This window comes from Planktothrix mougeotii LEGE 06226, assembly GCF_015207485.1.
In the GTDB taxonomy this organism is placed as follows: Bacteria; Cyanobacteriota; Cyanobacteriia; order Cyanobacteriales; family Microcoleaceae; genus Planktothrix.
Genome location: NZ_JADEWU010000006.1, coordinates 51,427 through 69,689 on the forward strand (window position 1 = coordinate 51,427; position 18,263 = coordinate 69,689).

Genomic DNA, 18,263 nt, shown 5'->3' on the forward strand with positions numbered 1-18,263 from the left:
CTTCTAGGAGTGAAATCTTATAATTGCCAGCTAAAACTTAGTTACATAAGTTCAATCTTATATTCTAGTTCTGTATCTTCCCGTGCTTGTAATAACCGCAGTGGCATCGGTGAACCGTCCTTTTGTCGCTCAAAGTTACCCATCCCACAGCTAAAAACATCTGCTAAGGTAAAATCCCTTGGCAAGGTATATTTGCCTTCATAGATAGTTGCACTCACGCGCTGTAAGGGCAATGTGCCAAAATATATCTGTTCAACCTCTGGGGTTGACCCCAGAACATGGGCGCGGAGGCGAACTTGCACTTGATCAGGCAGACTGGAGACAACTTTGTAACTACGCGATGTTTCTAACCTTTGAGAAGAGAAAGACACTTTTGTTACACCAGGGGAAAGTCCAATCAAGCGGTTTCCCGGCTCCACAGCAATCATCTGGGGTTGCTCAATCTGATAATTACCCATAAAATCGGTACATCGGAAGCCAGTGTCATATTCCACAATGGGATTAACCGTTAGTGGTTTACTTCCTACCCCTAAAATGTCTTCACCCTGTAGCTTTACTGAAACTGGTTGACCTTTGTTACCAAAAAATAGCAACAATGGATTCTTCAGACGTTTACCCCAGTAGGTTTCATGATGAGCCGCATCGGGTTCTAGGTAGTAAAATAGGTCAGTATTAGGGACGCAACCTTGTTCTATCAGTGTATCAACCCATTCTCTAACCGGATGGGTGTAAATTCCTTCCGCATCGCCAACATCTATCCAAAGTTGAAATTGGGGTTTGTGCATCGGCCAGGAGTACAACCCAGTATTCGTATCAAAACTACGGACAGCAGGTGAGAGCATCCCGACTTTGCTAAAGATCTGGGGGTGGCGTTCGGCGATATTATAACTGACAGTTGCACCAGAACAAGCTCCAATCATGGCAGTGTGAGAGCGATCGCTCAATGTCCTAAAATTTTCATCTATAAAGGGCTTTACCTCTTGCACAATAAAGCGTTCGTAGACATGACCTGTCAGTGATTGATATTTATACAAGGGTGCATAGTGCCAAAAATCAGATGTTACAGTAGCAGCCGCAGCAGCAATACCAACAACAATAATTTCATCAATTAAATTAGCATCCAGTAATTGCTCAATAGTTTCATGTACCCGCCAAGATTCACGATCCGGTTTTTGGGGTTCAAACAGGTGCTGCCCATAGTGCATATAAAGCACCGGATAACGCTGTTGAGAGTTATTTTGATAACTAGGAGGCAGATAGAGATATAACTTGCGAATACAACCAAAAACTGTTGAGTATAACTCAATTTTTTCTAGCCGCCCTCTAATTTTTTGGGGGCTGTTTTGCTGACAATCTAGGTTCATAAGTCTTCTACGATTTCTCTACCCGGAACTATTAATTTCTCAGTCTCATTTGTTTCTTCATTAATATTTTTCCAAGCAAAATAAGTATACAACATGATGGCTATAGTAAAAATTAGCAGTCCTGCTAATACGAGCAAAAATCCAATTCCTCGCCCTTGGCCAGTTTCAATTAAAGTTCCGATACTGTTAGCTAATAACCCATCATCTGATAACATCGGTTCTAACAATTTATCGGTTAGTGGACTGGCACTGAGATTACCCAAAGCCAAAGCCAAACCTATAAATGTGCTATACAGTGCAATCACCCGTCCTTGTACATTGGAATTGACGCTAGTTTGCCAAATTGTCATATTCGTACCGAGAATAATGGGTAAGGTTAAAAAGGACAGAAACAGACCCAAGGCAATGATAGGAATGGAGGGTTTAAGCCCCGCAATCATTAAACCTATACCATTTAATGCTGCAAAAGTAAACAAAGTAGAAATATATTTTTTTCCTCCTCCCCAAATAGTCATCAATATGCTACCAATTACCATTCCACAACCAGCAATTGACATGACGCTACCAAAGACTTTAGCTGAAGAAAAGGATAAAATTAGGGGATTAATCAAAACCGTTGTCATGCCATCTACAAAAAAATGAATGGTCATGAATGCTAGTAAAATTGGCAAAACAGCGTTAGTAGAAATAATTTCCCAACCGTAGGAAATATCATTAAGAATAGTATCGATTTGGATACCCTGAGATGATGTAATTCTAGGTTCGGGTTGGGGAATTTCAATCATTAAGAGAGTCAACAAACCAACTAGATAGGTAGAAAAATCAACCATTAGCAAGCCTTCAAGTTGTATACTAGCAATGAGTATACCTGCTAAAATTGGTGCGGTTAATTGTCCGACGGCTGTGCTAAAATGAATCAGTCCATTAGCTCTTCCCATTTGATCTTTTTTTACCATCATTGGTAAAGCGGCACCCTTAGCAATCATTTGAAAACAACCGCAAACTGATGTAAAAAATGCTGTAATATAAGTATGCCAAACTTGTAGATGATCAGTGAATAGAAGAAAAGCAAGGGTTAGTGTCACCGTTGCTGCGGCTAAATCACTAAAAATAATTGTCCATTTGCGATTCCACCTGTCTACCAAAGCACCCACAAAGGGAGTCATTAATACACCGGGTAAAGTGGTGAAAAATATGACTAAACTTAAACCTGCAACTTGGTGAGTGTTTTGATAAACCCAAATTCCCAAACCAAATCCTGTTAAACGATTTCCAATTTCTGATAAAGATTGCCCCAACCAAAAGATAGTAAACTGACGTAGAGACTCGCCTGGGCGAAGCGATGCCGAAGGCTTTTGGCCCGTCTGTACACGAATAAATTCAATCAGTTGATCTACATAGTTTGTCATAATTACAGTAGATTGCAGGTAAATAATGAACATTTTATTACTTTTCTTTCGTCTTCTGTTAACATTTCTTCATCTCCTACAGAGAACCCAGCGAACAAAAAGACTATAATCCTCTGTGGAGTTAACTCTTCCCTGTTTACTCTGCCTGAGTTACTCTAGGAGTGCTGCGTCAGTTGCGTAAGTCCTGTTATTGTTAAGGCGTGAACCCCTTAAGATTTTTATGAATCAACGTGAAATGATTAAAGGTTTATTATTAACTGGAATCGGTGGGGTTTTAATGGGGTTAGCCACAGAACCTTGGGGACTTTGGGGGTTCGCTTGGGTGGCATTAGTTCCCCTTTGGGTTAATGTTTTGATTGTGGCTAAAAATAACCTGGAAACCTATCCTATATTGTCTCTACAGCGTTTAAAACTCCCGTTAATATTCGCGTTAGTTTGGGGAATTGGTTATTACGGAATTGCTTTATTTTGGATTACTGGAATTCACCCCATGACTTGGTTAGGAATTCCCGGGTTAGCGAGTTTAGCCATTGCTTTATTTTGTTGGACTTTTATTACCCTTTGGGGAACAGCTTTAGTGATGGTTTGGACAGGATTATTTTTAATTTTATCCGCTAAACTTTCTCAAAAATATTCGGCTATTTCCCTGGTTTTAACACGGGTTTTAATTGGAACAGCCTTATGGTGTGGATTAGAATCTTTGTGGAGTTCTGGGGCCTTATGGTGGTCTTCTTTATCCTATACCCAAAGTTTCGGAAATTTAATCATTTTACATTTAGGTCAAATTTCTGGCCCTACAACAGTTACAGCTATTTTGTTAATTGTTAATGGATTAATTGCCGAAGGATTAATATTTGAACAGCATCAAAAAACCGTTAAATTATTAATTTTAGCGTTAATATTTTTTATCAGTTCTCATATTTTAGGGTTAATCTTATATAATCGTCCTTTGAATAATAACCCCGAACAAGCTTTAAAAGTAGGAATTATTCAAGGCAATATTCCCAATGAAATTAAATTAAATCCGGTAGGCTTTTTGCAAGCTTTACAGGGTTATACCACTGGATATATTACCTTAGCTAATCAAGGCGTAGATTTTGTATTAACCCCCGAAACAGCCCTACCTTTTTTTTGGACTGACCCCATTCAACGACACAATAGTTCTTTTTATCAAGCTATTTTACAGGAAAAAGTTCCGGCTTTAGTTGGCAGTTTTGCTTTAAAAGAAGAAGGATATACCAATAGTTTATTTTCGATTAATCAGGACGGGAAAATTATCAGCGAATATGATAAAATCAATTTAGTTCCGTTAGGAGAATTTATCCCCTTTAGTGAAATTTTAGGGCCATTTATTCGACGATTATCTCCCTTAGAAGCCACTTTAATTCACGGGAAACCCGGTCAAACATTTCAAACCCCTTTCGGTCAAGCAACGGTAGGAATTTGTTATGATTCTGCATTTGCCAGCCATTTTCGCAAGCAAACGGCTCAAGGAGGAGAATTCATCATCACAGCATCCAATGATGCCCACTATTCCTCAACCATGTTAGCTCAACATCATGCCCTTGATGTGATGCGCGCCATTGAAAATGATCGCTGGACAATTCGAGCCACTAATACAGGATATTCAGCCGTTGTTGATCCTCATGGTAGAACTCTCTGGCTTTCCCATCACAATACTTATGAACTGTATGCTGATATAATTTATCGTGATCAGACTCAAACTCTCTATGTGCGTTGGGGAAATTGGCTTATGCCTGTATTATTAATAATAGGGATAACTGTATTTTTTACAAAAATCGATCTTTTCCCCTAAATTTTATCACACTGTCTGAATAATTCAAGGTCATACAGATATCTCTTAAAAATAAGCGGTGAGAAGTTATCTTCCCCTGATTAAACTTCAAATTGCGTATGAATTTTTATTGAAAATCAACAAATAGCCATGATCAAGTCGGACTCAATTCTGATTGTGGATGATGAACCGGATGTCTTTGACGTTCTCGAAGGAATTCTATTTCGAGAAGGATATCAATTACATTATGCCTCCAGTGGATTTGAGGTGTTTAAATTTTTAGAATGGGGTAAACCCGATTTAATCTTATTAGATGTGATGATGCCTGACTGTGATGGGATGGATATCTGTCGCCAAATCAAACAAATTCCTGAATGGAATTCGATTCCCATTATTATGATTACGGCACTCAATTCTAAAGAAACTTTAGCACAATGTTTAGAAGCTGGGGCAGAGGACTTTATTGGAAAACCAGTGAGTGCGCTGGAAGTTAGAGCCAGAGTTCGTTCCATGCTGCGACTCAAAAAACAGCACGATGAGTTAGAAAAATCCCGTCAAAAATTAGAACACTTATTGCAATTACGCGAAGATATGGCCTATGCTGTCATTCATGATCTGAGGAATCCAGTAGTGGCGATTACATTAGCTTGTGAACTGTTGACCCTCACGGATTTAACAGAAAAACAATCTCAAAAAGTCGAGCAAATTGCCATTTCAGGAAAACATTTAAACAACCTGATTAATTCTTTATTGTTAATGGCAAAGCTAGAATCTGGTAAAGCACTGCTGAATCCTCAACTGGTAAATCTCTCGGCTATGGTTCAAGAGGTTGTTAATGAATTTGAAGCTCAAACGATTAAAAAGAAAATCAACTTAACCGCTACTATTCCCGAAGCAAAACGGTTAGTCATGGCTGATCCAGATTTAATTAAACGGGTACTTGAAAATTTACTCAATAATGCAATTAAATTCTCCCCGACCAACAGTTGGGTTTCAATGGAAGTTGAATATCCTCCCGATGCTAATATCGTTAAAGTTTATATTCGAGATTCGGGAAGGGGGGTGAAAGATGAACTCAAGCAAAGTATTTTTCAAAAATATGAGATTGGTCAACGTTTTGAAGGCGTTAATCAAACCGGATTAGGATTAGCCTTTTGTAAAATGGTGATTGATGCTCATCAAGGCTGCCTTTCCTTGACGGATAATCAACCCAAAGGCTCAATTTTTACCTTGGAATTAAACACCGAATATCACTCCCTTCTTAATTCTTAATTCTATGTCTAGCGATTCTGATAGCCTTTTTATTTTACCTCTGCAAAAAGCCATTATTCCCAATCCTCTGACGGTGAAACCACAGACTAGATTAATAGATGCGATCGCCCTCGTCAACCAATCTCAAACCACTTGTTCCTTAACGTTTGATTCCTTGGGGTTGAATTCCGCGAACACCTGTTTAATTGTGATTGAAAATAACCGACCTGTGGGAATATTAACCCATCGAGATATTGTTCGCTTGATTGCTCAAAAAATCAAGATTGAAAATTTCAGTGTTGGTGAAGTGATGAGTCAACCTGTGATTACTCTCGAACACAGTAAATTGACCCATCTGAATGCAACTTTAAACTTATTACAACACCATCAAATCCGTCATTTACCTTTAGTAGATTCTGAGGGAAAATTGGTCGGTTTACTCACCCATCGAGATCTAAGACATTCCCTAGAACCAACGGATTTATTAAAACTCAGAATTATTGAAGAGGTGATGACAACAACCGTTGTGCAAGCACCGACGACAACTTCTTTATTAGAACTGGCTGAATTAATGAGCGCTGCTCAGGTGAGTTGTATTGTTTTAGTTGAGGAAAAAATCTGTAATGAAGAATCCTTAAATATTCCTGTTGGTTTATTGACAGAAGGAGATATTCTCAGGTTTCAAGCCTTGGGTTTAAATTGGAATTTAGAAGCTCAAGTTGTCATGAGTTGCCCCGTTTTTTGCCTCCACCCCCATGATAGTTTATTAGGGGCTCATGTGTTGATGCAGCAACGCTATATTAATCGAATCCCAATTGTAGGCGATCGTGGTGAACTGATTGGAATTATTACGCCCAGCAGTATTTTAAAAGCGATTAATCCCCTTGATTTATTACAGATGGTGGATGTTTTAAAGCAGAAAGTTAATCAATTAGAAGCGGATAAACTTCAGTTACTCCAAAGTCAAAATACCAAACTAGAAGAAAAAATTCACAAACGCACAGAAGCCTTAAGAATTGCGAATCAAAAATTGCAAAGCGAGATCAAAAATCGGAGTTTAATTGAAGCTAAAATTGCTTTTCAAGCTTCTTTGTTAGATCAAGTCAGAAATGCCATTATTGCCACAGATTTCCAGGGTAAAATCATCTATTGGAATCAATATGCTGAACTGTTATATCAGTGGAAAAGGGAAGAAGCTCTGGGAAATAATATTATTAATTTTTTTATTCCGGTAGATTATAAAAATTTAGCCGAAGAAATTGTTAAAGAAGTTCAACATCAAGGATACTGGGAAGGAGAATTTACCATTTCCCGCAAAGATGGTAGCACAGTGCCTATTCATGTTTTTGATACGTTAATTCGAGATCAAGCGGGAAATCCAATCGGTTTAATCGGGATTAGTTTTGATATTAGTGAACGCAAACAAGCAGAACAGAAATTACAGCAGCAGGTACAACGGGAACGGCTATTTTACCAAACGGCACTCCATATTCGTCAATCGTTGAAGTTAACCAATATTCTGAATAATGCCGTCGTTGATATTCGCGCCATTCTCAATTGTGATCGGGTTTTAGTGTATCAATTTGATGCGAAATGGAATGGCACTATTGTAGCGGAATCTATTGCTGAAGGTTTAACTCCTAGCTTGGGAATTTATTTAGAAGATACTTGTTTTAAAACTGGAAAAATTTCACCTTACTTTCAAGGTAAAAAAAGCTTAATTAACAATATTGAGACGGCTGAAATAACAGAATGTCATAAACAACTTTTAGAGCGATTTGATGTTAAAGCAAATCTCGTTGTTCCCATTTTAATTCCCAACAAAAATAGAGAAAACGGAACTGTGCTTTGGGGGTTATTAATTGCTCATCAATGTTTTTCCCCTCGGAATTGGTATCCAACGGAATTAGAATTATTAGATGAAATTGCCGTTCAACTGTCTCTAGGAATTCAACAATCTCAATTATATCAAGCGGTACAAACGGAACTAGAAGAACGCCAGAAAGTCGAACAAGAATTAAGAATTTTAAATCAAGAATTAGAAACCCGAATTCGAGATCGAACCGCTAAATTAGAACGTCAAGAACGCAAATCTCGTTTATTTGCAGAAATCGCTTTAAAAATTCGTCAATCTTTAGATATTGAACAAATTTTACAAACCACTGTCACCGAAGTTCAAAAGATTTTAGGGTGTGATCGCCTCTTAATTTATCGGGTGTTTTCTAATGGCACAGGACGGGCGATCGCAGAAAGTGTATTACCCGGATGGCGTTCTGTTTTGAGTGTTGATTTTCCTGAAGAAGTTTTTCCCCCCGAATATCAACAACTGTATGATCATGGAACGGTAAAAGCAATTGCTGATATTCATCAAACCTATCAAGAGGTAACACCTTGTTTAGTTAATTTTTTGCAGGAATGGTGTGTTAAAGCCAAACTGATTGTTCCGATTTTAAAAAATCATTATTTGTGGGGATTTATGATTGCTCATCAGTGTACTTACCAGCGACAATGGACAGAATTTGAACTGGAATTGATGCGCGAAATTGCCGATCAAGTGGGTGTGGCATTAGAACAAGCTCAATTAGTAAAAACGATTCGAGAACGAGAACAATTTATTGAAAGTATTGCCGATAGTAGTCCGAATATTTTATATATTTATGATTTAGAAGAAAAACGCAGTATTTATAATAGTCGATCCTTAACTCCCATTTTAGGATACACTCCCCTAGACCTCTCGGTCATGGGTGATCATTTCTTAAGAATTTTTCATCCTGATGATCAAAAAGCGGTGTACAAACATCTTCAAAAAACAGCTAAACTCAATGATCGAGAGGTGAGTTATATTGAGTATCGAATTCAGCATCAGAATGGGGAATGGCTATGGTTTTCTAGTCATGCAACTGTTTTTAAACGAGATCCAAATGGAAAAGTTCAACAGATTTTAGGGGTCGCTCAAAATATAACTGATCGCAAACAAACCGAATTAGACTTATATGAAAGTAATCAAATTTTAGAAGCCATTAGCCATGCTCAAGCTCAATTTATTACCAATGGAGATTCCCATCTTCTCTTGGAAAATTTGCTATCTTCAATCTTAAAATTAACCCAAAGTCAGTATGGGTTTATGGCAGAAGTATTCTCTGGCTCTAATGGAGAAAGTTATCTCGAAGACTATTATCTGAAAAAACAAGGAAATCCCCATTTAGAAATCCATCCCATGACTCCTACTGTATGCAGCCTAGAGTGCAACTGTGTTGAGGAGGGGACAAAACAAGCTGAATATTTTAATATAAAAGCCTTTTTTTGTACCGTCATTTTAGCGGGAAAACCCGTTATTATTAATCATTCAATTCTAAGCAACACAAGACACCCAGAATGTTTACCCGACGAAAATCATCTGACTCTAAATAGTTTTTTGGGTCTACCCTTTTATACCCATAAGGAATTATTGGGTGTGGTGGCGATCGCAAATCGACCCGGAGGGTATGACCAAGAACTGATTGATTATTTACAGCCTTTCTTAGCAACTTGTAGTAATATTATTGAAGCCGATCGAACTGAACGTTTACATAAACAAGCCGAAAACAATTTAAAACGTCAATTAGCGGCAGTAGAAGCTTCCATTGATGGAATTTCCATTCTCAAAAATGAAAAATATATTTATGTTAATAATGCTCACTTAGAGCTTTTTGGTTATCGTCATCCTGATGAATTATTAGGGAAAAGTTGGCGACTGCTTTACACCCCCGATGTCGTAGAATGGTTTGAAAATCAGATCTTACCAATTTTAACCCAACAAAAATTTTGGCGGGGAGAAACTATTGCTTTAAGAAAAGATGGCACAACCTTTAATCAAGAAGTGTCCTTGACGTTGACAGAGGACGGGGATTATATTTGTGTTTGTCAAGATATTAGTGAACGCCAAGCGGCTCTCCGGGAACGGAAAAATGCTGAAATTCAACTGCGACAAACCAATGAACAATTAGCGATCGCCAACGCTCAACTTGCTCGTGCATCCCGTCTTAAAGATGAATTTCTAGCCAATATGAGTCATGAACTCCGAACTCCACTCAACTCAATTTTAGGAATGTCAGAAGTTTTGCAAGAAGGAACCTTTGGGGAATTAAATGATAAACAAAATCAAGCTTTAGAGATGATTTACCGCAATGGGAAACACTTACTAGAACTGATTAATGATATTCTCGATCTCTCTAAAATTGAAGCGGGAAAATTAGGCTTAGACTGTTCTCCCGTGTCCGTTAATGAACTTTGTCAACACAGTTTAAGCTTTGTTAAACAACAAGCCCATCAAAAAAATATTCGCCTCAGTTATCAAATTGAAGATGTAACAGAAGCCCTCAATGTTGATGAACGACGAATCCGTCAGGTGTTAATTAATTTACTCAATAATGCCGTAAAATTTACCCCCGAAGGTGGACGGGTGAGACTGGAAGTTCGAGGAGATCTCGACGAACAAACGGTGAGTTTTTCTGTGATTGATAATGGTATTGGCATTGGTCAGGATGATCAAGATCAATTGTTTGAAGCTTTTGTTCAAATTGATAGTCGTTTATCTCGACGTTATGAAGGAACAGGTTTAGGATTAGTTTTAGTTAAAAAACTCGTCGAAATGCACGGAGGGACGGTGAAGATTGACAGTCAATTAGGACAGGGAAGTTGTTTTACGGTGACACTGCCTTGGACTCGTGTATCGTGGAGAGAAACACCCCGATTAACAGCCAGCGAACCGTTAGATCGCTTACCTTTTTCTGGGATAGCTTCTCAGGGATTAAAACGTCCTTTAATTCTACTGGCTGAAGATAATTCTGATAATATTCATACCTTACTCAATTATTTACAAGCCAAAGGATTTGATGTGGAAATAGCCTTTAATGGAATTGAAGCCATTCAAAAAGCTCGGAGTCTGCAACCGCAAGTGATTTTGATGGATATTTCTATGCCAGAAATGGACGGTTTAGAAGCGATGCGCCAAATTCGGCTTGATCCTCAACTCACAACCCTTCCCATTATTGCATTAACAGCTTTAGCTATGCAGGGCGATCGAGAACAATGTTTAGCCGCAGGGGCGAATGAATATCTTCCTAAACCTGTACAACTGCGACAATTAGTTCAGTTAATTCAGAGTCTGATCCATGATTATCACAGGAATTAATTCATGAATTATCACAATATTCACCTGGGAAAAACTCGAAAGCGAATCTATTTCTTTTTAATCGGGATTTTGCTTTGTCTGGGTTTGGGAATCTTAGCCAGTTGTTTTCAACCACCTACAACCCCTCTATTTGTCGGGAGTAATGAGTGGCCGGGGTTCGCTCCTTTATATTTAGCCAAGGAGTTAGGTTACTATCAAAATAGTTCGATTAAAATTGTAGATTATCCTTCCACAACAGAAATTAATCGCGCCATTCGCGGTGGGAATTTACAAGCAGGAGCAATTAGTCTTGATGAAACATTACTATTAGCCGAAACCTTTCCTCAAATTCGGGTGATTCTGCTGGTTGATTTATCCAATGGTGCAGATGTTATCCTGGGAAAACCGCAGTTAAATACCTTATCGGACATTAAAGGAAAAAAAGTCGGGGTGGAAAATACAGCATTAGGAGCTTATCTGTTAAGTCGGGCACTTGATCAAGTGGGGCTTTCAGTGCAAGATATTAAAATTGTTTCTTTAGGGTATTCGGAACATGAAGCTGCCTTTAAACAGGGTGAAATTGATGCCGTTGTTACCTTTGAACCGGTTCGATCTAAGTTAATAGCAACGGGAGCTAAAGTTTTATTTGATAGTAGTAAGATTCCGGGTGAAATCGTTGATGTGTTGGTGGTGCGTCAGGATATTATAGAAACACACTCAAAAGATTTAGAACAGTTAATTCGAGGTTGGTTTATGGCTTTAGATTATCTGAAACAACAACCAGAGAGTGCTGCTCAAATCATGGCAGAACGGGTGGGAATTACACCGAAAGAATTTTTATCTTCTCTGAAACTCCTAAAATTCTTTACTCCGGTTGAAAATCAAACACTCCTCTCCCAAACTGATCCAAGTTTGGTGAAGGCGTCCCAAAACTTGTCTAAATTAATGCAGGAAAAAAAACTGCTCAACTCAGATATCCAATTTTCATCTTTGTTGGATCAGCGTTTTGTGACTCAATTTTATAAATCTAATCCATGAAACGTTTGGCTTTTACTATCCCTCTGCGAGTCGCTATTCCTAGTTTATTACTCTTTTTGGGTAGTGGACTGGGTTTATATGGGTTCATGACAGAGGTAAAAAAAACCTATGAATATCAGGAAACTGAAATTTATCACCAGGCGGATTTTTATAGTGAAAAAACCGTGCAGTTATTAGAATTTATTTTACGCCGATTCACCAGTTATACTAGCAGTTTAGATGGGGCAAAAATCATTATTGGGGAAACAGGAGAACAACCGAATTTAGAATTATCTGCATTTCTGGATGAAAATAATATTATTATCTTTTCCACTCACTATAATTTACAAAAACAAGCTATAAAAGATACTAATTTAGCTTATCTTTACCCCCAGATTAAACAGGTTCAACAAACCCAAATACAACAAAAGATTTGGTCGGATAATCGACAATCGTTAAAATTGATTACTCCCGTTATACTGCCTCCTAAGCCGAATGAATTGCGGTCGAGATTTGGAACTTTTTTATCCATTTATGACCTAACTCAACTCAAAAAAGTCGCTTATCAAGATGCTTTAAATCGATCTCTAAAAATGAATGCTGTAGTCTTAGGCGTTTGTTTGTTAGTTTGGTTATTTTTTGAATTGAGTTTAACGAAACGAGTCTCGCGGTTAGTCTTAGTCAGCCAAAATTTAGCTCAGGGAAATTTAAGCGATCGCAGCCGTTTACCCGGATCTGATGAATTAGCAAAAATTTCTTATGCTTTTGATCAAATGGCTGAAAAAATCGAACAGGATACCTATGATTTACAACAGTCTCAACTCGAATTACAAGAAAAAGCTACCGCATTAGAAACGGCTTTAACGCAATTAAAACAAACCCAAACTCAATTATTACAAAGTGAAAAAATGTCCAGTTTAGGACAACTGGTTGCCGGAATTGCCCATGAAATTAATAACCCGGTTAGTTTTATTTTTGGAAATATTACTTATGCCAAAGAATATACCGATAGTTTACTCCATTTAATTTCCCTGTATCAAACTTATTATCCCCAACCTCTCCCTGAAATTCAAGCCGAAATCGATGATTTAGATTTAGAATTTCTGGAATCTGACCTCCAGAAAATCTTTGATTCGATGCGGGTTGGTAGTCAACGAATTGCGGATATTGTTCAATCCTTACGTTCATTTTCTCGGTTAGATGAAGCCGATCTAAAAACGGTTGATTTGCATGAAAATATTGATAATACCTTGATGATTTTAAAACATCGTCTCAAGGCACAATCTTCTCGCCCAGAAATTAAAGTCATTAAAAATTATGGCAATATTCCCTTAATTAACTGTTATGCAGGTCAACTTAATCAAGTATTTATGAATATTTTAATTAATGCCATTGATGCGTTAGGCTCGGTTCAAGACAATGAGTTTTGCAAAGTCCGAACTTCAACGCCTCCTCAAATTTTAATTCAGACTGAAACCCTGATTGACTCCGAACACAAAACCTGGGTAAAAATTCAGATTTCCGATAATGGTTTAGGAATGTCTGAAACCGTGAGAAACCGAATTTTTGAACCCTTTTTTACGACAAAACCCGTCGGTCAAGGAACCGGAATGGGATTAGCCATTAGTTATCAAATTGTGGTGGAAAAACATCAAGGTCAACTGTTGTGTACCTCTCAAATTGGAGAGGGGAGTACCTTTGTGATCACCTTACCGTTATCGATAATGTCGAACACTGAGGCGGTAACACACCTGTAGGCTGTGGTGTCCCTTGGGGGGGATTGGTGACTAATTCTATCACCCCATGCGCCCTAACAATCCATCCTTGGGCTTCTTGAATTGGGGGGTTAGGGGTTGTTTTTACAGTTCCCGGTAGAGACGCCCCCATAGCCCCCGGTAGAGACGCGCCCATAGCCCCCGGTAGAGACGCGCCATGGCGCGTCTCTACGAGATTAATCCAATTCATGACAGTCGGTTCAGAGGTTAACGCATCATTGGGACTTGGCGGTAAACCTCCCCGTCCGGTAATCACAAATTGATTCCCCTCATTTCCCGAACATCGGGTTGCAATTAAGGTGGTGGGGTCTACTAAATTGGTCGGTAACTCCACTAACCCCGCACTAGGGTCAACTTCTGGACTACTAATTTCCACCGCCCCGCTAAACTCGGCCCCTAACTCACTGGTGGCGGTAATATCACTTTGGGGGGTTTGAAATTCTCGAAATTGTGTGCCAAAAACCCCTTGAGCATTAATAATCACCTGTCCGCCTTTTCCCGCTTCCGCATTCGCCGTAATATCACTATTTTCTAAAGCGACTAAATCCGAAGTCCCCAAGGTAATATTTCCCCCGTCAGCGTTTCCAGCATTGGTGGTAATTTGACTCCCCCGCCGCAGTTCAACGCTTTGCGCTGTGGCGCGAATATTTCCCCCCGTACCCGCAACTGTTGCAGCACTGATGGTTCCTTCATTATCCAATAGAATCTTACCCGCTTGAATTTCTAAGTTACCCGCCGCCCCTGCATTGGTTCCTCGCACCCCAATTTCCGCTCCATTTCGTACCGTTAACCGTCCGGTATTAATCCGCAAATCTCCCGCACTTCCCGCCCCACTGGTATTAGATTCAATGGAACTCGGCACAATTCCATCGCCAACTTTCCCAAAGGAAACCGATTCAACGGATTGATCAATATTAGTGGCAAACCCAACGACATCAATAGATTCCGAAGCATTTAAGGTTAAATTTCCCGCCGACCCTTCTCCTCCGGTGGCTGCGGAAATTTGGGCACCATCCTGTACCACTAACCGTTGGGTATTAACGGTTAAATCCCCAGCGGCGGCTGTTCCTTTTTGTCCCTCGACCGTTAACAGGGAAGAAGAAGTTAATAACCCACTCAAAAACCGTCCATCCTCCGACACTCCCCGCAGTTGTACTGACTCCGCATTTACCGTTAAATTGCCCCCTTTCCCCGCCCCCGCCGCCGATGCAGAGACTTGCGCCCCCTCGGCGACGGTAAGTTGACGAGCGTTAACGGTGAGATCTCCAGCACTTCCGGTTCCCAAGGTAGCGGTAAATAATCCCGTCGGGACGACGACACCAGCACTCACACCCCCAACTTCTACGGTATCGGCATTGAGGTTAAGATCTCCTCCTTTGCCAGCCCCAGAGAGCCCTGGACTGGTAACAATATGGGAATCTTGTAATAGGCGTAATTGGGGAGTAAAAATATTAATCTCTCCGGCGTTTCCCGTACTCACAGTTCCGGTAATCACCAGTGAACCTTGGGTAATATCAGCGAACCGAGAGGCTAACAAGGTAATATTTCCGCCTGACCCACTCCCCAAAGTGGGTGTTAAAATTCCGGCCCCATTCATGATTTGCAATTGGGCAGTATCGAGGGTAACTGTTCCGGCGGTACCTGTGCCCAAACTCAGGCTAAAAATACCATCAGCAAGGCTTTGGGGATTGAACTTTTCTGATACTAATTGTTGTAAAAAAAATTGAGGGCGAGTTCCGACTAAATCAATGGAATTTTTAGCAGTAATATTAATATCACCTGCATTCCCTGTAGCGAGGGTTGATGAGGAGATAAACGCTCGATTATCTAAGCGGAATTGTTCGGCTTGAATTTTAATGCCGCCTCCATTGAGAGAATCATAGGTGTTAGAAAGAATCCGGGAACCATCGGTTAAAGAAACGTCTCCCCCTTGCAGGACAATTAACCCTCCTCCGGCTCCACTGCTATCAATTTGGCTTTGGCGAAACAGTCGAATTGAACCTAATTGAAAATCAGGGGAGGTAAAGACATAATTTGCAGGTTGTAAAGACCAAGTGCTATTTTTTAAGGCGGCTAATTCTATTTTACCGCCAAAAGCAGTGAGATTTCCTTGATTTAAAATGACATCTCCACCAATTAAACGAATATTTTGACCGGGTTGTACTTGTAATCCTGTATTGGCTGCTTTTCCATCTATTCCAATGCCTAATCCTTGGGATTGATTGGTGATGGAACCCGGTTGATTTCCCATCTGTAACCCAATGGGAACGTTAACGGTTAATAAAGGCGGTGCTGCGGGATTTATGGCGCTAAATTCACTGCCATTATCAAAAATAATACTATTGGCGGTACTGGCTGTAAAGGAACCTCCAATATTGAGTTGAGCATTCGGGCCGAATAAAATGCCATTGGGATTAATTAGAAATAAATTGGCAGTTCCATTGGCTTGAATTAATCCTTGTATGTTAGAAATATTATGGCCCGTAACCCGACTAATAATATTTTGAATAGTAACAGAGTTATTGAAAAAGGCGGCACTGCCTTCGGGAATAGAAAACTCTTGGAAACTATGAAATAAATTGATTCCGTTTTGGGTTCCCCCTTCAATCTTCATGATATTACCATCGGGGGTGACAAGGGAATTTTGGGGTAAGGTTTGATCGGGTATGATTTGGGCGATCGCTTTTTGAAAATTTCCAGCATAAATCAAAGAAAATGTCAATAAAATTAATCGTATTTTGGGCAAAAATTTATAATTTTTAAGATGATTATTCATGTTTAATCCTTTTAATTTAGTTTTAAAATTTTTATTTCTTAGCGGTTGTTATAATCCTTAAGACAAAGACTGATGCTCAAACCGAAATCGTGAACTTTTTTCCTCTGTATTCCCGGCTATATTCTTGGGAGTTGGCAGTTCCTGAGTGATGGGAATTTCTATAATAAATTCTGTTCCTTCTCCTGGGGTGGAAATACAGCGTAAACTTCCGTTATGTTTTTCTACTACAATATGTTGACTAATCGATAAACCAATTCCTGTGCCTTTACCAACGGGTTTTGTAGTAAAAAAAGGTTCAAATAAATGATGAATAATATCCTCTGCCATTCCCCCGGCATTATCCTGAATGGTAATCGAAATATTATGATCATTAATAATATCGGTTTTAATCCAAATTGTATTCGGATTAACTTTAAGTTCTTCTAAAGTTTTGTGTTGACTATTTTCTTCAATGGCATCAATGGCATTGGCTAGAATATTCATAAAAACTTGATTCATTTCTCCCCCGTAACATTCGACTAAAGGCAAAGCAGGACTATATTCTTTAATCACACGAATGGCAGGATGATCCGGTTTAGATTTTAAGCGATTTTGTAAAATCATTAAGGTGTTATCAATTCCTTCATGAAGATTAATCGCTTTCATTTTCGAGCCATCCTGACGGGCAAAACTGCGTAAACTTAAAACAATTTCTCGAATGCGTTCTGCTCCCACTTGCATCGATTCTAACATTTTGGGCAAATCTTCCAAAATAAAATCTAATTCCACGGCTTCCGCTTGTTCTTGAATGGTAGGATTAGGTTGCGGATAATACTGTTGATACAGTTCAAAAACCTTTAAAATATCATCAATATATTCTTGAACATACCCTAAATTTCCATAAATAAAATTAACCGGATTATTAATTTCATGGGCAATTCCGGCTAACATTTGCCCTAATGCTGACATTTTTTCGCTATTTACTAATTGATTTTGAATAACTTTAATTTGGCTTAAAGATTCTTCTAAAGCTGTTTTGGTTTTTTGGGATTCTGTAATTTCTTGTTTTAATTTATCCTGCGCTTGAGCCAATTCTTGACAATAACATTCAACTTTTACCTCTAATTTATTATTAATTTCTTTTAACTCCTGATTCTGCTGGGTTTGGCTGGTTAATTCTTCTTCTAATAATTCATAGGTTTTTAGGAGGGCTTTTCGCTCTTTAGCCATTTTACAATAGCTTTTGACTTTCAGAAATAACTCATCTTTTTCTAAATGGGTGGAGAGATAATCAATAATTCCTACACTTAAAGCTTTATTAAAAGAGTCTTTGTCAGGATTGTCTGTAATCCAAATAATGGGAATATGTTGAGTTAGATCGGATATATTCAACTGTTCACAAAACCACAATTGTTTTTCATCCAGCTTGTCAACGGCGATAAAAATCAAATCGGGGAGAGAAAATATCACTGACTTTAGATCTGCTTCCACCGGATTTAAAAACAATAAATCAACCTCTCCTGGGCTGAATAAATTCAATACAGTCTGGAGGTCTTGGAAGTGATTATCAATAATTAAAACAGTGGTTAAGTCAGACTTGTGCATCATTTATTGTCCCCCAATGGATCGGCAAACTTGACAATTGATTGCCTTTGAAACATAACTTAAAGATGGGAGTGGACAACGAACCGCTTCAAAAGAGGTATAATTTATCGTTTCTTTTAACTGGCTTGCCCTAACATTCC

General features: G+C 38.9%; 9 protein-coding genes. 5 read left to right on the forward strand and 4 right to left on the reverse strand.

Translation table 11 applies throughout. The features are described 5' to 3' along the window. Window positions 1-41: 41 nt before the first annotated feature. Together IQ236_RS04470 and IQ236_RS04475 are read right to left on the reverse strand one after the other, a co-directional pair. Window positions 42-1,364: an alpha/beta hydrolase gene (locus IQ236_RS04470; RefSeq protein WP_193868150.1), complete on the reverse strand. Its 1,323-nt coding sequence runs from the start codon at window positions 1,362-1,364 to the stop codon at window positions 42-44. Next, window positions 1,361-2,773, reverse strand: coding sequence for an MFS transporter (locus tag IQ236_RS04475; protein ID WP_193868151.1), 1,413 nt, complete (start codon window positions 2,771-2,773; stop codon window positions 1,361-1,363). The genes IQ236_RS04470 and IQ236_RS04475 overlap by 4 nt, the downstream gene beginning before the upstream one ends. Window positions 2,774-2,993: 220 nt before the next feature. Here IQ236_RS04475 and lnt point away from each other — a divergent pair, with 220 nt between their 5' ends. The 5 genes from lnt (at window position 2,994) to IQ236_RS04500 (ending at window position 13,745) form a co-directional block, all read left to right on the forward strand. Further along, the gene (lnt, locus tag IQ236_RS04480; protein WP_228041418.1) at window positions 2,994-4,589 is read left to right on the forward strand and encodes an apolipoprotein N-acyltransferase; all 1,596 of its coding nucleotides are present in this window, start codon (window positions 2,994-2,996) and stop codon (window positions 4,587-4,589) included. A 129-nt stretch (window positions 4,590-4,718) separates the two neighbouring features. Then, window positions 4,719-5,840 carry a hybrid sensor histidine kinase/response regulator gene (locus tag IQ236_RS04485; RefSeq protein ID WP_190521765.1) on the forward strand — a complete coding sequence of 374 codons (1,122 nt, stop codon included), beginning with the start codon at window positions 4,719-4,721 and terminating at the stop codon, window positions 5,838-5,840. 4 nt (window positions 5,841-5,844) lie between these two features. Beyond that, complete coding sequence (locus tag IQ236_RS04490; RefSeq protein ID WP_193868152.1) at window positions 5,845-10,992, forward strand: PAS domain S-box protein; 5,148 nt, start codon at window positions 5,845-5,847, stop codon at window positions 10,990-10,992. Window positions 10,993-10,995: 3 nt separating this feature from the next. Then, window positions 10,996-12,009: an ABC transporter substrate-binding protein gene (locus IQ236_RS04495; protein ID WP_193868153.1), complete on the forward strand. Its 1,014-nt coding sequence runs from the start codon at window positions 10,996-10,998 to the stop codon at window positions 12,007-12,009. Further along, window positions 12,006-13,745, forward strand: coding sequence for an ATP-binding protein (locus tag IQ236_RS04500; protein WP_193868154.1), 1,740 nt, complete (start codon window positions 12,006-12,008; stop codon window positions 13,743-13,745). The genes IQ236_RS04495 and IQ236_RS04500 overlap by 4 nt, the downstream gene beginning before the upstream one ends. On the opposite strand, the gene IQ236_RS04505 is transcribed toward IQ236_RS04500, so the two are convergent. After that, window positions 13,693-16,539: a beta strand repeat-containing protein gene (locus IQ236_RS04505; protein WP_193868155.1), complete on the reverse strand. Its 2,847-nt coding sequence runs from the start codon at window positions 16,537-16,539 to the stop codon at window positions 13,693-13,695. The two genes, IQ236_RS04500 and IQ236_RS04505, sit on opposite strands and share 53 nt — an antisense overlap. A 57-nt stretch (window positions 16,540-16,596) precedes the next feature. Further along, window positions 16,597-18,126, reverse strand: coding sequence for an ATP-binding protein (locus IQ236_RS04510; RefSeq protein ID WP_193868156.1), 1,530 nt, complete (start codon window positions 18,124-18,126; stop codon window positions 16,597-16,599). Window positions 18,127-18,263: the final 137 nt, after the last annotated feature.

Excerpts from the sequence above, each read along its gene's own strand:
- IQ236_RS04470 (WP_193868150.1), bottom strand. The coding sequence starts at position 1,364 with ATGAACCTAGATTGTCAGCAAAACAGCCCCCAAAAAATTAGAGGGCGG.
- IQ236_RS04475 (WP_193868151.1), bottom strand. The coding sequence starts at position 2,773 with ATGACAAACTATGTAGATCAACTGATTGAATTTATTCGTGTACAGACG.
- lnt (WP_228041418.1), top strand. The coding sequence starts at position 2,994 with ATGAATCAACGTGAAATGATTAAAGGTTTATTATTAACTGGAATCGGT.
- IQ236_RS04485 (WP_190521765.1), top strand. The coding sequence starts at position 4,719 with ATGATCAAGTCGGACTCAATTCTGATTGTGGATGATGAACCGGATGTC.
- IQ236_RS04490 (WP_193868152.1), top strand. The coding sequence starts at position 5,845 with ATGTCTAGCGATTCTGATAGCCTTTTTATTTTACCTCTGCAAAAAGCC.
- IQ236_RS04495 (WP_193868153.1), top strand. The coding sequence starts at position 10,996 with ATGAATTATCACAATATTCACCTGGGAAAAACTCGAAAGCGAATCTAT.
- IQ236_RS04500 (WP_193868154.1), top strand. The coding sequence starts at position 12,006 with ATGAAACGTTTGGCTTTTACTATCCCTCTGCGAGTCGCTATTCCTAGT.
- IQ236_RS04505 (WP_193868155.1), bottom strand. The coding sequence starts at position 16,539 with ATGAATAATCATCTTAAAAATTATAAATTTTTGCCCAAAATACGATTA.
- IQ236_RS04510 (WP_193868156.1), bottom strand. The coding sequence starts at position 18,126 with ATGATGCACAAGTCTGACTTAACCACTGTTTTAATTATTGATAATCAC.